This is a genomic window from Hyphomicrobium sp. CS1BSMeth3 (assembly GCF_900117415.1).
Taxonomy (GTDB): domain Bacteria; phylum Pseudomonadota; class Alphaproteobacteria; order Rhizobiales; family Hyphomicrobiaceae.
In genome coordinates this window covers 500,323-515,551 of sequence record NZ_FPEI01000003.1, presented here as the reverse complement: position 1 = coordinate 515,551, position 15,229 = coordinate 500,323, and the positions used below count along the sequence as shown (strand labels likewise).

10 protein-coding genes are annotated in these 15,229 nt (G+C 65.6%); 7 read left to right on the top strand and 3 right to left on the bottom strand.

Features of this window, described 5'->3' with window-relative positions:
- The first annotated feature begins 93 nt into the window (after positions 1-93).
- The 3 genes from CS1BSM3_RS03990 (at position 94) to lpdA (ending at position 5,904) form a co-directional block, all read left to right on the top strand.
- Entirely contained in the window at positions 94-3,063 is a 2,970-nt protein-coding gene (locus tag CS1BSM3_RS03990) for a 2-oxoglutarate dehydrogenase E1 component (protein WP_072385657.1), read from the top strand.
- A gap of 70 nt (positions 3,064-3,133) precedes the next feature.
- A complete protein-coding gene (odhB, locus tag CS1BSM3_RS03985) occupies positions 3,134-4,417 on the top strand; it encodes a 2-oxoglutarate dehydrogenase complex dihydrolipoyllysine-residue succinyltransferase (protein ID WP_072385656.1) in 1,284 nt (427 codons plus the stop codon).
- An 83-nt stretch (positions 4,418-4,500) separates the two neighbouring features.
- Complete coding sequence (gene lpdA, locus CS1BSM3_RS03980; RefSeq protein ID WP_072385655.1) at positions 4,501-5,904, top strand: dihydrolipoyl dehydrogenase; 1,404 nt, start codon at positions 4,501-4,503, stop codon at positions 5,902-5,904.
- 6 nt (positions 5,905-5,910) lie between these two features.
- On the opposite strand, the gene CS1BSM3_RS03975 is transcribed toward lpdA, so the two are convergent.
- Positions 5,911-7,527 (bottom strand): phytoene desaturase family protein, encoded by a 1,617-nt coding sequence (locus CS1BSM3_RS03975; protein WP_072385654.1) that lies wholly within the window; start codon positions 7,525-7,527, stop codon positions 5,911-5,913.
- A 504-nt stretch (positions 7,528-8,031) separates the two neighbouring features.
- Here CS1BSM3_RS03975 and CS1BSM3_RS03970 point away from each other — a divergent pair.
- Positions 8,032-9,003, top strand: coding sequence for a 2-hydroxyacid dehydrogenase (locus CS1BSM3_RS03970; protein ID WP_072385653.1), 972 nt, complete (start codon positions 8,032-8,034; stop codon positions 9,001-9,003).
- A gap of 183 nt (positions 9,004-9,186) precedes the next feature.
- Here the strand turns inward: CS1BSM3_RS03970 and CS1BSM3_RS03965 are convergent, their stop codons facing one another.
- Positions 9,187-9,381: a DUF1192 domain-containing protein gene (locus tag CS1BSM3_RS03965; RefSeq protein WP_244540414.1), complete on the bottom strand. Its 195-nt coding sequence runs from the start codon at positions 9,379-9,381 to the stop codon at positions 9,187-9,189.
- 74 nt (positions 9,382-9,455) lie between these two features.
- Here CS1BSM3_RS03965 and CS1BSM3_RS03960 point away from each other — a divergent pair, with 74 nt between their 5' ends.
- Complete coding sequence (locus CS1BSM3_RS03960) at positions 9,456-9,698, top strand: hypothetical protein (protein ID WP_072385652.1); 243 nt, start codon at positions 9,456-9,458, stop codon at positions 9,696-9,698.
- Positions 9,699-9,806: 108 nt separating this feature from the next.
- Positions 9,807-11,411 (top strand): acyl-CoA carboxylase subunit beta, encoded by a 1,605-nt coding sequence (locus CS1BSM3_RS03955; RefSeq protein ID WP_072385651.1) that lies wholly within the window; start codon positions 9,807-9,809, stop codon positions 11,409-11,411.
- Between the two features lie 141 nt (positions 11,412-11,552).
- On the opposite strand, the gene CS1BSM3_RS03950 is transcribed toward CS1BSM3_RS03955, so the two are convergent.
- Positions 11,553-13,805 (bottom strand): N,N-dimethylformamidase beta subunit family domain-containing protein, encoded by a 2,253-nt coding sequence (locus tag CS1BSM3_RS03950; RefSeq protein ID WP_072385650.1) that lies wholly within the window; start codon positions 13,803-13,805, stop codon positions 11,553-11,555.
- Positions 13,806-14,064: 259 nt separating this feature from the next.
- Between CS1BSM3_RS03950 and CS1BSM3_RS03945 the strand changes: the two genes are divergently transcribed.
- Positions 14,065-15,186, top strand: coding sequence for a TRAP transporter substrate-binding protein (locus CS1BSM3_RS03945; RefSeq protein ID WP_244540413.1), 1,122 nt, complete (start codon positions 14,065-14,067; stop codon positions 15,184-15,186).
- Positions 15,187-15,229 lie beyond the last annotated feature (43 nt).

Below are 15,229 nucleotides of genomic sequence, written 5' to 3'. Positions count from 1 at the left end.
TCTAAGGAACGCCGCAATCTTAAGCCGGATGCGCCGCATACCGGGGATGTTCGTGCGCCCGGCACATTAGGCCACAACAGGACGAAACCGCAGATGTCTCGCCAGGAATCGAACCAAGCCTTTGCGCTCACTTCGTTTTTGAATGGTGTGAACGCCGCCTACATCGAGGAAATGCAGGCTCAGTACGAGCGCAATCCGGGCTCGGTCAGCGATCAGTGGCGATTGTTTTTCCAGAGCCTCCAGGAAGAGCAGGCGCGCCAAGGCGGCGAGGGCAATGGCGGGCCGTCCTGGGGCCGGACGCTCGATGAGCTGCAGGCGACGACCTCAGGAGCTTCGGGCGAGCTGGTCGCCGCCCTGACGGCAGACTATGGCGCCGCCGAGCGGGACGTGCGTGAGAAGATCGGCCAGCGGGCGCAATCTTTCGGCTACGAGCTCTCGCCGGCCGCCTCCTACCGCGCCACGCAGGACAGCCTCCGCGCGCTCATGCTCATCCGCGCCTATCGCGTCATGGGCCATCTCGCCGCCGACCTCGATCCTCTCGGCATTTCAGAGCGCAAGATCCACAAGGAGCTGCGCCCCGAGACCTACGGCTTCACCGATGCCGATCTCGATCGCCCGATCTTCATCGACAAGGTGCTCGGCCTCGAAACCGCGACCATGCGCCAGATCCTGCGCATCCTGCGGCGCACCTACTGCCGGCAGATCGGCGTCGAGTTCATGCACATCACGAGCCCCGTACAAAAGGCGTGGCTCCAGGAGCGCATCGAGGGGCCGGACAAGGACATTACCTTCACTAAGGAAGGCAAGCGCGCGATCCTCAACAAGCTCATCGAGTCCGAGTCCTTCGAGACCTTCGCCGACGTCAAATATACCGGCACGAAGCGCTTCGGCCTCAATGGCGGCGAAGCGATGATCCCGGCGCTGGAGCAGATCATCAAGCGCGGTGGTCAGCTCGGCGTGAAGGAGATCGTCTTCGGCATGGCGCACCGCGGGCGCCTCAACGTGCTCGCGAGCGTCATGAGCAAGCCGCTGCGCGCGATCTTCAACGAGTTCAAGGGCGGTTCCTTCAAGCCCGACGATGTCGAGGGCTCGGGCGACGTCAAGTACCACCTCGGTGCGTCCTCGGACCGCGAGTTCGACCAGAACAAGGTCCATCTTTCGCTGACGGCGAACCCCTCGCACCTCGAGATCGTCGATCCGGTCGTGCTCGGCAAGGTGCGCGCCAAGCAGGATCAGCACGGCTGCAAGCCGGGCGAGCGCGGCGCGGTCCTGCCGCTGCTCATCCATGGTGATGCGGCCTTTGCCGGCCAGGGTGTGGTCGCCGAGTGCTTCGGCCTTTCGGGCCTCAAGGGGCACCGCACGGGCGGCTCGATCCACTTCATCATCAACAACCAGATCGGCTTCACGACGAACCCGCGCTATTCGCGCTCGTCGCCCTACTGCACCGATGTCGCCAAGATGGTCGAGGCCCCGATCTTCCACGTGAACGGCGATGACCCCGAGGCGGTGGTCCACGTCGCCAAGATCGCGACGGAGTTCCGCCAGCGCTTCCAGAAGCCGGTCGTCATCGACATGGTGTGCTACCGCCGCTACGGACACAACGAGTCCGACGAGCCGGCGTTCACGCAGCCGCTCATGTATCGCAAGATCCGCTCGCACGCGACGACCTCTCAGCTCTATGCCAAGCAGCTCATCGAGGAAGGCGTGGTCACGGCCGAGGACGAAGCGGCCCTGCGCCAGCAGAACCGTGCGCGCCTCGATGATGAAATGGCCGCCGCCGAGAGCTACAAGCCGAACAAGGCCGACTGGCTCGATGGCCGCTGGGCCGACATCGGCTTTGCCGATGACGAGGCGCGGCGCGGCAATACCGGTGTCGACCTCGACGTGCTGCGCGATGTGGGGCGCCGCATCACCAGCATTCCGCAGGATTTCAATGCCCACAAGACGATCCAGCGCCTGCTCGATCGCCGTCGCGAGATGGTCGAGAGCGGCGAGGGCATCGACTGGGCCATGGCCGAGCACCTCGCCTTCGGCACGCTGCTGAAGGAGGGCTTCCCCGTCCGGCTTTCGGGCCAGGATGTGGAGCGCGGCACGTTCTCGCAGCGCCACTCCGTGCTCATCGATCAGGAGAGCGAGCGTCGTTACACGCCGCTGAAATATGTCTCGCCTGATCAGGGCCGCTTCGAGGTCATCAACTCGATGCTCTCCGAGGAAGCGGTGCTCGGTTTCGAGTACGGCTACACGCTCACTGAGCCCATGGCGCTCGCCATGTGGGAAGCGCAGTTCGGCGACTTCGCGAACGGCGCCCAGGTGATCTTCGACCAGTTCCTCTCGTCCGGCGAGAGGAAGTGGCTGCGCATGTCCGGCCTCGTCTGCCTGCTGCCGCATGGCTATGAGGGCCAGGGCCCGGAGCACTCCTCGGCCCGCCTCGAGCGCTATCTGCAGATGTGCGCCGAGGACAACTGGCAGGTCGCCAACTGCTCGACGCCGGCGAACTACTTCCACATTCTGCGCCGCCAGCTTCACCGCAAATTCAGGAAGCCGCTGATCCTGATGACGCCGAAGTCGCTGCTGCGGCACAAGCGCGTCACCTCGCGCCTCGACGACATGGGGCCGGGGACCACGTTCCATCGCGTGCTCTGGGATGATGCGCAGGCCCGCGAGGGCGAGAAGATCAAGCTCGTCGCCGACGAGAAGATCCGCCGCGTCGTGATGTGCTCGGGCAAGGTCTACTACGACCTTTACGAGGCGCGCGAGGCAGCCGGCATCAATGACATCTACCTGCTGCGCGTCGAGCAGTTCTACCCGTTCCCGGCGAAGGCGCTCATCAACGAGCTCTCCCGCTTTGCCAAGGCGGAGATGGTTTGGGCTCAGGAAGAGCCGAAGAACATGGGCGCATGGTCCTTCATGGAGCCGAACCTCGAATGGGTCCTCGATCAGGTCGAGGCGAAGCACCGCCGCCCGCGCTATGCCGGCCGGCCTTCTTCGGCAGCGACGGCGACAGGTCTCGCGAAGAAGCACGCTGAAGAGCAGAAGAACCTAGTCGATCAGGCGCTCCTCTGAGAATTGCGCCTGAGCAGGAAAAAACTTGCGCGCGGCCGATCCGCGGTGCGCGCGATGAGAGAGAGATGAGATGGCGATCGATATCAAGGTGCCGACGCTCGGCGAATCCGTGACCGAGGCGACGCTTGCCAAGTGGTTCAAGAAGGCTGGAGAGGCGGTCGCCGTCGACGAGCCGCTGTGCGAGCTCGAAACGGACAAGGTGACCGTCGAGGTTTCGGCCCCTGCGAACGGTGTGCTCGCCGAGCTCGCCGTGGACGAGGGCGCGACCGTCGCAGTCGGCACGGTGATCGGCCGCCTCAATGAAGGTGATGCTGCGGCAAAACCGGCGCCGGCCAAGGCTGCGCCGGCCGCAGCTCCAGCAGCGCCCAAGGCCGAGGCCAAGGCGCCGCCGAAGCCTGCAGCATCATCGGGTCCGGCCATGCCGCCGTCACCCGCCGCCGGCAAGCTCATGAAGGAGAAGGGCCTCTCCGAAAATGAGGTCGCCGGCTCCGGCCGTCGCGGGCAGGTCCTGAAGGAAGACGTGCTCACCGCCGAAGCGCGCCCCAAGGCCGAGTCCGCGCCTGCCGCTGCTGCCGCAGCCACGATCGCTTATGCGCCGTCCGTGCCGGTTGTCGCGCCCCAGCAGATGCGGCTCCCGTCCACGCCGAACGACGAGGCGCGCGAGGAGCGTGTGCGCATGACGCGCCTGCGCCAGACCATCGCGCGCCGCCTCAAGGATGCGCAGAACACCGCGGCCATGCTCACCACGTTCAACGACGTGGACATGAGCGCCGTGATGGCCATGCGCAGCCAGTACAAGGATCTGTTCGAGAAGCGCCACGGCGTGAAGCTCGGCTTCATGAGCTTCTTCGTGAAGGCGTGCATCCAGGCGCTGAAGGAGATCCCGGCCGTCAACGCCGAGATCGACGGCGCCGACATCATCTACAAGAACTACTACCATGTCGGCGTTGCCGTCGGCACGGAACGGGGCCTCGTGGTGCCCGTCGTGCGTGAGGCCGATCGCATGAACCTCGCCGAGATCGAGGCCAAGATCGCCGACTTCGGCCGCCGCGCGCGCGATGGCAAGCTTGCCATCGACGAGATGCAGGGCGGCACGTTCACGATCTCCAACGGCGGCGTCTACGGCTCGCTTCTCTCGACGCCGATCCTCAATGCGCCCCAGTCCGGCATTCTCGGCATGCACAAGATCGAGGATCGCCCGGTGGTCCGCAACGGCCAGATCGTGATCCGGCCGATGATGTACCTCGCGCTGAGCTACGACCATCGCATTGTCGATGGCCGCGAGGCCGTCACCTTCCTCGTGCGCGTGAAGGAATGCCTCGAGGATCCGCAGCGCTTCGTTCTGGAGCTCTAAAGCTGCGAACAGCCTTCTTGCGGGACGCGCAACGTCAACAGGCGGCGCGACCGCGCTCCCCCTGATGAACATGTGAGCCTGTCATGAGCGCTTCCTACGATCTCGTCGTCATCGGCACCGGCCCTGGCGGCTACGTGTGCGCGATCCGCGCGGCCCAGCTCGGCATGAAAGTCGCCGTCGTCGAGAAGCGCGCGACGCACGGCGGCACGTGCCTCAATATCGGATGCATTCCGTCGAAGGCGCTGCTGCACGCGAGCGAGCTCTATCACGAGGCGGGGCACGGCTTCGCTGCCATGGGCATCGACGCCAAGCCGACGTTCGATCTGGCGCGTATGCTGGCCTACAAGGACGAGGGCGTGAAGGGCAATACGGCCGGCATCGAGTTCCTCTTCAAGAAGAACAAGATCACGGCCTATCACGGCCACGGGCGGATTGTCGGCGCGGGCATGGTCGAGGTCGTGCTGACGGCTGGCGGCACCGAGACGCTCGAGACGAAGAATATCGTCATTGCGACGGGCTCCGATGTCGCGAAGCTCCCCGGCATCGAGATCGACGAGAAGCAGGTCGTGTCCTCGACGGGCGCGCTGGTGCTCGAGAAGGTGCCGGAGAAGCTGCTCGTCGTCGGTGCCGGCGTGATCGGGCTCGAGCTTGGCAGTGTCTATCGCCGTCTCGGCTCTGAAGTGACGGTCATCGAGTTCCTCGACCGCATTCTGCCGGGCATGGACCTCGATGTGGCGAAGAGTTTCCAGCGCATTCTCGCCAAGCAGGGCTTCAGCTTCAAGCTCAGCTCCAAGGTGACCGGCATCAAGACGGCGAAGAGCGGTTGCGCAGTGACCGTCGAGCCCTCCAAGGGCGGCGAGGCCGAGGAAATCAACGCGGATGTCGTGCTGGTGGCGATCGGCCGCGTGCCGTACACGACGGGGCTCGGTCTGGAAGAAGCAGGCGTGAAGCTCGACGAGAGGAAGCGCGTCGCGGTCGATGAGCACTTCCGGACGAACGTGCCCGGCATCTACGCCATCGGCGATGTGATCGTCGGTCCCATGCTCGCGCACAAGGCCGAGGAGGAAGGCGTCGCCGTTGCGGAGATGCTCGCCGGGCAAGCAGGGCATGTGAACTACGGCGCCATCCCGAGCGTGATCTACACCGCGCCCGAGGTCGCATCCGTCGGCAAGAGCGAGGAAGAGCTGAAGGCCGCCGGGATTGCCTACAAGGTCGGCAAGTTCCCCTTCACGGCGAACGCGCGCGCCAAGGTGAACCGCACGAGCGAGGGCTTCGTGAAAGTTCTCGCGGATGCCGCCACGGACCGCATTCTCGGCGTGCACATTATCGGCGCGAATGCCGGCGAGCTGATCGGCGAGGCGACGGTGATCATGGAGTTCGGCGGCTCGGCCGAGGATCTTGCGCGCACGTGCCACGCGCACCCGACGCTCTCCGAGGCGATCAAGGAAGCCGCGCTCGCCGTCGACAAGCGCCCGATCCATATGTGATCGGCGCTACTCCCACCGCCACTTCGACTTGAGATCGCGGATGATCTCGCGGGCGGCATTGTGGCCGGGTGCGCCGGTCACGCCGCCGCCCGGATGCGCGCCCGATCCGCAGAGATAGAGCCCCGGCACCGGTAGGCGGTAGTCGGCATGGCCGAGCACAGGCCGCGCCGAGAAAAGCTGATCGAGCGAAAGCTGCCCGTGGAAGATGTCGCCGTCGATAAGGCCGAAGCGGGTCTCCAGATCGAGCGGCGAGAGCACCTGCCGCGCGATGACGGATGCCTTGAAATTCGGCGCGTGCTTCGTCACCGTCTCGATGACGAGATCGGCGAAGTCCTCTTTCTCGTGCCCATTGGCCCAGGTGCGCGGCGTCGGAAGCTGCGGCGCCACGTGCTGCACGAAGAGGCTCGCCACATGCTGGCCTTGCGGCGCGAGGCTGTCGTCGAGCGTCGATGGAATGAGCATCTCGACGACCGGCTCGCGCGACCAGCCCTCGCGGCGCGCGTCGAGATAGGCGCGGTCGAGATAGTCGATGGTCGGGCCGATGATGATACCGGCGCCGTGATGGGGCTGCTTGTTCGTTCCCGGTCGGCTCGTGAAGTCCGGCAGTTCCGAGAGCGCGACATTCATACGGAACGTGCCCGAGCCCGTCTTGATGCGCAGAAAGCGCTCGCGTAGCTCGGGTGCGAGAGCATCCTGCGGCACGATCGAGCGGAAGAGCAGCTTCGGCCCGATGCCGGACGCAACAGCGCGCGCGCGGATCTCCTCTCCGTTCTCCAGCACCACGCCCGCGACCCAACCGCCGGCCATGCGGAGCTTGGCGACGCGCGCCTTCGTGCGGATCTCGGCGCCGGCAGCACGCGCGGACGAGGCCATGGCCTCCGAGATCGCGCCCATGCCGCCGACCGCGTGGCCCCATACGCCGGGCTTGCCGTTCACCTCGCCGAAGCAGTGGTGCAGCAGGACGTAGGCCGTGCCGGGCGTGTGTGGCGAGGCATAGGCGCCGACAATGCCGTCGAAGGCGAAGGCCGCCTTGACGATGTCGCTCTCGAACCATTGGTCGAGGAAGTCGGCGGCACTCTTTGTGAAAAGATCCGTGACGAGGCGCCAGCCCTCCACATTGAGGCCGCGCAGCCGCCGCGCGAGCCCCGCGCCGCGCACGATCTCGGCAATGCCGCCACCGACATTGGGCGGCGTCCTCAGCACGAGATCGCGCAGGAGATCGGCGGCGCGCTCCAACGCGGCGTCGTAGGCCGGCAGGCGCTCGGCATCGCGCGCCGAGAATTGCGCGATGGCCTTCTGCCGATTGGCGAGACCGTAGGGCATGAGCAGGCTGCGCTCGCCATCGATGGGCCAGAAGTTCGCGGCCGGTCGCTCGACGATCCTGAGCCCGTGGCGCGTCAGCTCCAGATCGCCGATGACCTTCGGATTGAGCAGGCTGACCGTGTAGGAGGCAACGGAGTTGCGGAAGCCCGGCGCAAAGCTCTCCGTGACCGCCGCCCCGCCGACCACGTCGTGCGCTTCGAGCACGACGACCTTCAGCCCGGCGCGCGCGAGATAGGCGGCGCAGGTGAGGCCGTTGTGGCCTCCGCCGATGATGGCGACGTCGTAGTTGGGTTCGGTCATGTGCGCGCTCTTCCTCTGGCAAGAGTGTCAGCAGGAATCGCGCCCACAAACAACAAGGTCCTCCCAGTTACGGAAGGACCTTCCTGCCCGACTCGCCACGCACTCGGCCCCGCACCAAGTGCCCATCGGGCCCTCTCGCAGCGGTCGATATGCTCAATTAACCATAATCGCGGGCGCTCGCGCAACTGCCGTGAACGGTCGAAGATGCGTGCTCGAACGTGCCCGAAATGCGGGCGCCCCGGCCCACGGCCCGAGGGTTGTCACCCCTTGATGCCAATGCGATGCTTAGGCTGCTTCGTGTCGCCTAGTGTCCCTATCCGCAAGTTCGCCGCACCTCGATGCTGGTGCCCCGAGCGAACTTCGGAATCAAAAGAGACACTAGAATCACAAACTTGCTCGTGTGATTCAGATCGAGAAATTCGCTGGGTACAGTGCTGCGACATGTGGCGAATTTCTCGATCATCACACTAGGGCACTTTTCCTCGCAGGAGACTAACCCTTTCCATGTCCAAGCCTATCGTGCTTTCAACCGGCTGGATGATGCCGCTGGTCACCCGCCAGATCGAAGAAGCCTTCGAGGTGCACTGGCTGAACAAGATTTCCGATTGGGATCGTCTGTTTGCCGAGGTGGGCCCACGCATCGAGGGTGTATGCACGGGGGCGCTGACCAACGTCGCGACGACCGCTGACATGATCAAGCGGATGCCGAATCTGAAAATCATCAGCAACTACGGTGTCGGCTACGACAGCATCGACGTGCCGGCGGCGAAGGCACAGGGCGTCGTCATCACGCATACGCCGGAGGTGCTGAACGAGGAGGTCGCCGACATGGCGGTCGGCCTGCTCATCGCCACCGTGCGCGAGTTCAATCACGCCGAGGCCTATCTGCGCTCGGGAGATTGGGCCAAGAACGGCGAATTCCGCTATACGGCCTCGCTGCGCGATCGCCATGTCGGCATGATCGGCTTCGGGCGCATCGGCAAGGCCATTGGAAAGCGGCTCGAGGGCTTCGGCGTGCCGCTCAGCTACTTCGGTCGCAAGAAGCAGGCTGATGTGCCCTATCCCTTCTACGACGATCTCGTCGCCATGGCGCGGGACGTGGATACGCTGATCGCGATCCTCCCCGGCGGCCCAGCAACGCAGGGCCTGATCAACAAGCCGGTGCTGGAGGCGCTCGGGTCGCGCGGCATCGTGATCAACGTCGCGCGCGGTTCGGTGGTCAACGAGGCTGATCTCATCGAAGCGCTGAAGAAGCGCACGATCCACAGCGCCGGCCTCGACGTCTACGTCAATGAGCCGAAGATCGATCCTGCTTTCCTCGAGCTCGACAACGTGACGCTGCTGCCGCACGTCGGATCGGGCTCGCAGTTCACGCGCGACAAGATGGGCCAGCTCGTCGTCGATAACCTGCTCGCCTATAAGGAGCGCCGGGCACCGTTGACGCCAACGCCGGATACGCCCTTCAAGGGGTGGTGAAGTTGGAAGCGGCGAGGCACCGGCCCCGCTCGCCGCCGTAGTCCCCTCTCCCCGCGTGCGGGGAGAGGGTTAGGGTGAGGGGCGGGGACTTGCGCTGACGTCAGCGTTTGCCGCCGCCCCTCATCCCGACCTTCTCCCCATAAGGACGGGGAGAAGGAGAAGGAAGGCAGCCGCGCATCCTCACTACCGCTTGAACAGGCTCGCTGCTGCGGCCTCGTGCGCCTTCTTGCGCGTGATCTCGGCGCGGACGCGGACGATCTCCGCCTCGAAAGCCGCAATGCGCATTTCGAGCTCGCCGAGCGAGAGGGTCTCGAGGTTCTCGCCGACCTGGATACCCTTAACCGTCTTCTGCCGCGCTTCGTCCCAGTCCATCGACATGGCCGCATCCTTTGCTGCTGTCGCCCCGGTGGCTTCCTTGTCCCCGCCGCCGCCGAAGCGCTCACGATCAGGGCATGGAGCAGCCGCCGCGTCATCTCCGATCTCTGCCCTGGCTCATGGCCGTGGCGCCGTCCGAGTTTGCGGACCGCTCATCCTATGGCCGCGCGGCCCTGATCGCCAAGCTCGCACGGATGCTGGCCGCCGAGCGTCAGCGTGGGCTTGCCGGGCACTGGACATACGAACCCGCGCGGCATCGGGCGCTGCTCGCCGTCTACCATCATGAGAAGGCGGCTTTTCACCGGGATTTCCAAGCCTGAAGCGGTCGGCACGTAGACCCTGCGTCCCGATTGTCGCTGGCCCCTGGCGGATGGCCTCGCTAATCTCGCTTGCCCGGCCGGAGAAGCTGCGGCAGGGGAGTGAGGCGAATGCCCAATGACGACGCTGGCGGCGCACCACCGCCGCAGGGATGGCAGAGCGAGCTCGATGAGCTCCGTCTGCGTGATCACTATGCCAAGGAGATGGGCGGCACCGAGAAGGTGGACCGCCAGCATCGCGAAGGGCGACTCACGATTCGCGAGCGCGTCGGCCGTCTCGTCGATCCGGGATCATTCAGTGAGGTCGGAACGCTGACCGGGCGTGCCGAGTACGACGCTGCCGGCAATCTTGTCGGCATGACGCCATCGAACCGCGTCACGGGCCGCGCCAAAATCGATGGCCGCCCCGTCATTGTCAGCGGCGACGACTTCACAGTGCGCGGCGGCTCCGCGGACGCCACGATCCCCGAGAAGACCGTGATCGGCGAGCGCATGGCCAATGAGCTTCGCTTGCCCATCATCCGCATCATCGAAGGCTCGGGCGGTGGTGGGTCGGTCAAGACGATCGAGACGACGGGGCGCGCGAACCTGCCGGGCGGCCTCGGCGGCTCGTCCATGCGCTACAAGTATCTCGCCGACAACCTCGGGCTCGTGCCGGTCGTGGCGCTCGGCCTCGGCTCGGTCGCGGGCCTTGGCGCGGCGCAGGTCTCGGCGAGCCACTATTCGCTGATGACGAAGAAAACCTCGGCAATGTTCGTCGCGGGGCCGCCCGTGGTCGCGCGCATCGGCGACAAGCAGGCGCTCTCGAAGCAGGAGCTTGGCGGCTGGGAGATCCAGTGCGCCGCGGGGGCCGTCGACGATGCCGTGGACAGCGAGGAGGAGGCGTTCGAGCGTGCGCGCCGCTTCCTCTCCTATCTGCCGTCGTCCTGCTACGAGGTCGCTCCGCGCGGGCCTCGCGTCGATCCGCCAGGCCGGCGCGAGGACTGGCTCTTCAGGGCCATTCCGCGCGATCGCAACCAGCCCTACAAGATGCGCCCGATCATCGAGGCGCTCGTGGACCGCGGCTCGTTCTTCGAGATGGGGCGGCACTTCGGCCGGCCGGTGATCACGGGGTTCGCGCGGCTCGACGGCCTGCCCGTCGGCATCATGGCCGGCGATCCTTTCCACGTCAGCGGCGCGTGGACGGCGGATGCCTGCAGCAAGGTCATCCGCTTCGTCGATCTTGCCGAGACCTTCCACATGCCGATCGTGCATCTCGTGGACTGCCCCGGCTTCATGATCGGCGTGGAAGCCGAGCGCGCGGCGACCATCCGCCTCGGCGTGCGCGCCATGGCGGCGATCAACCAGACGACCGTGCCCTGGTGCTCGATCATCATCCGCAATGTGTTCGGCGTCGCAGGCGCTGCACACGTGCCGGCCGGGCGCTTCTCCATGCGCTATGCGTGGCTTTCCGCGTGGTGGGGCTCACTGCCGCTCGAAGGCGGCATCGAGGCGGCCTATCGCGCGGAGATCGATGCGGCGGAGGATCCCAAGGCCAAGCTCGCCGAGATCGAGGTGAGGCTCAATGCGCTGCGCTCGCCCTTCCGCACAGCCGAGACCTTCGCCGTCGAGGAGATCATCGATCCGCGCGACACGCGCCGCCTGCTCTGCGACTTCGCCAATCTCGCAGAGCCCTTGCGCACGCCAGGGCCGCGCACCTTCGGCATGCGGCCTTGATCTTTCTTGCTCCAACATGTCCCTCCCCCCTTGTGGGGGAGGTTAGGAGGGGGGAATTGCAGAACGTTAGCGGTGGGATGCCCCCCACCCCTAACCCCTCCCCACCAGGGGGAGGGGAATAGAGCTGCAGGCGGCCCGCCCTCACACATCCGGCATCGGGAATTTCGCGTTCGGGTCGAGGAAGCGATCGAGCACATTGCGGATGAGGCGGGAGACGTTGTTGTTGCCCTTGTTGTGCAGCAACGACCCGCAGAAGGTGATCGACCCCGTCGAGAAAACCGCGCCGTTGTTCGGCGTCTCGAAGAATGTGAGATCGGCGCGGATCAGCTCGGTTGCCGGCTTGCCGGCCCAGGTCGTGATGTGCGTGAGCTGCTCCTCGGGCACCAGTACCCACGGCGCCTCAGGCTCGTGACCTTCCGATGAAGCGAGCACCACCGCGTGCGACGGTGTGCCGAGGCGCTTGTCGGCACGATCGAGCTCGAAGCCCGCCGCGCCGCGCCCCGACAACCCGAAGCCGCCGATCAGCTCGTCTGTCCCGATCCCATCCAGGATCCACGCTGCACGTGAGGTGCGCGCATCTGGAAGCTGGCGATAGTGCGAGCCGACGAAGTTGCCCTGCGCCGTGAAGCCGACACCTGCAAGCCGCTGCGGCGGACGTCCATTGCGGCGCCACAGACCGCCGTACTCGCCGTCGAAGGCGTTGTAGTACTCGCCCGCCTCAGCGGCCCATGCGCGGATGCCGCCTTCACCGCGACGGATCTCGATTGCCGCCGGCGCCTCCGCGTGGCGCGCGACCTTCCAATAGAAGCCGTTTCCGCCGAGGTACATGAAGCGGCCGCCGCCGTCGCGGTACGCTTCGAGCGCGTCGAGCATCGCGCCGGTGTGGTACTCGGGATGGCTCGCGGTCGTGACGGCGCGATAGGGCTTGAGCAACTCGACACCTTCGGCATCGAGCTCCGCGTCCGTGATGATGTCGTAGGCAATGCCCTGCTGCTCGAGCCACGCAATGAGGTGCGTGTCCGCCGGGTAGTGCCTCAGACCTGACGCCCGGATCGCGGGATCGGGATAGGTGATGTAGCCGACGCGCACATTCAGCATCGGCCGCAGCCACGAGGCATGGCAGATGCCGCTGCCGTCCGTGTGGAAGTTATAGGTCGAGAGGCCGTACTCGCGGTGCTCGCCCGGATTGTAGGGATAGGCGCCCCATTCCTTTGCCTGGGCCTTCCACGTGCCGAGCCACGTCGCATTGCCGGCCTCGGGCCGCGCGTGATTGTGATAGACCGTGTAGGTGTAGGTCGAGATCAGCAGCGCGAGATCGGCGCTCTTCTTGCCCTTGGGCGGCACCACGAAGAACGGGACGTTCTCTTCGCCGCCTTCGCGCACCAGCCGCACGGCATAGGCGCCGGAGCGCGTACCGGCCGGCACCGTCCACTTGAAGTCGCTCGCCCAGCCGCAGTCCGAGATGTCGTCCTCATGGAAATGGATGGCGCCGTACTGCTCGGGCGCATGGCGAAAGCACATCTCGCGCCCTGTCCAGTTCGAGCCCGTCATGGCGCGCGCAGGGAGATTGACGAGCTGGCCGTGGTGTCCGCCAGGCCCCGCATCGACGAAGCGGATGGATGACATCTCCTTCGAGAAATCCCAGCTCGCGATCACACCGGTCGCCGCTGGATCCGCTGACAGCTTCTCGACAGTGGCCGCATCGGCGGCCGTTGCCGCGATCACGGGGCGCTCGATCTTGCCATTGAAGTGCCCCTTTACCGGCGTGCCGCCAAGGGCGCCGATGATCCAGGGCATGCCCGCAGCCGGGAGGCCCGCCGCGCCGGCTTCGAGCTTAGTGTTCGCTGTGCGCGCGGCACCGACCGGCCGTCCGCCTTCGAGGCGCACCTGTCCGGCCGTGAGCGTCGACGTCGCCGCGTCGTAGACGGCAAACACACGATACCAGTGGCGCTCCTCGAGCGGGACGCGGGTCTTGATGCGCGTTGCGCCGAGCATGGCCTCGACGCTGCCGTCCTCGCCGATAGCCAGCGCAATGCCGCGCCGGACGGCCGGATCGAAGACCGAGAGCACGCCCTGGCGGCGCCCGATGCCTGGACGGGTCGGCCAGATGGTCGCGACGAGGCTCAGGCTGCCGCGCGTGCCGAGGTCGATGCTTTGCTCGACAATGCCATGGGAGCCGGCATGGACAGGCTGGAAGCGCCCCTTGTAGTTGCCGGCGAAGTCCGCCTCAATTGCCTCCTCGACGAGGCCGGGTCCTGCCGGATTGGCATCGGCCGAGATCACGCGCACGAGCCGCGCCGTGTAGGGCGCATCGTCCATGCTCGAGACCTTGAACTCGATGGTCTCACCCGGCCGGACGGACATCCGGTCGGCATAGGCGGCGAGTGGCAGCATCGTGATCTTCCCCGATTGAAGGCATTCCGAACCCTGAATGGGGAAACCGATAAAGGGCGAAGTCAAGGAGTTCGCGCCGCAGGTCTCTGCGTCGGCATCGCAATCCTCAGGAAGTTGCCGAACTTTTGGGCGCCACCTAAGTCCAGATTGCAAAAAGCCACCTGACTCCCCAATACTTGCCATGGACGCTGCCCATATTGCGTGGGTGGCACGGATTTGATCCGCATACGTCCGCATAAGTCCAGGGAGAAACACATAAATGTCTGACGCACCAAAGACGATGAAAAGGCGCCAGTTCCTCAAAGGGGCTGCCGTCGCTGGCGCTGCCGCGGGGACGTCCACGCTTGCGGCGCCAGCCATCGCCCAGTCTCGTATCGAATGGAAGATGGTCACCACGTGGCCGAAGAACTTCCCCGGCCAGGGCACGGGCGCCGTGCGCTTTGCGAACTCGGTCGAAGCCGCGACAGAGGGCCGGCTCAAGATCAACGTGTTTGCTGCGGGCGAGCTCGTGCCGCCCTTCGAGAGCTTCGACGCTGTCACGCGCGGCGCCGCGGACTTGATGCACGCCACACCCTACTACTGGCCGAACAAGAGCAAGGCGCTCATGTTCTACTCCACCGTGCCGTTCGGTCTGACGACCGGCGAGCAGGAAGCGTGGATGCAGTACGGCGGCGGCCAGGAGCTCTGGGACAAGGTGCTCGACCCGTTCGGCCTCAAGGGTTTTCACGCCGGCTCGACAGGCGTGCAGATGGGCGGCTGGTTCAACAAGGAGATCACCGGCCCCGGCAGCGTCAACGGCATGAAGATGCGTATCCCGGGTCTCGGCGGTGAAGCGCTGAAGAAGCTCGGCATGACGGTCGTCAATCTGCCGGGCGGTGAAATCTTCGCCGCGCTCCAGTCGGGTGCCATTGACGCCACCGAGTGGGTCGGCCCGTGGAACGACCTGACGTTCGGCTTCTACAAGGTCGCGAAGTACTACTACTGGCCCGGCATGCACGAGCCCGGCACGCAGATCGAAGTGACGATCGACAAGAAGAAGCTGACGTCGCTCCCGAAGGACGTTCGCGCCATCCTCGAGGCCTGCATCTACCAGGAGAACCTCAAGTTCACGGCCGAGTTCAACGCCCGCAACGGCGCGTCGCTGCAGACACTCGTGCAGACGCACAACGTCCAGCTCAAGCGCTTCCCGAACGACTTCCTGCAGGCCTATGGCGAGAAGTGCGGTGAGGTCATCCAGGAGCTGCGTGATGGCGGCGACGCGGTGACGAAGGAAGTGATCGAGTCCTTCCTCAAGGCCCGCCGCGAGCAGGCGAGCTGGAACCGCATTGCCGAGCAGGGCTTCATGAACGCCCGCCTGCTCGACTACAAGTTCCCGAGCTGAGCAAGAGCCGGATTCGGCTTAGCCAAAAGACAAGCGGCCCGCG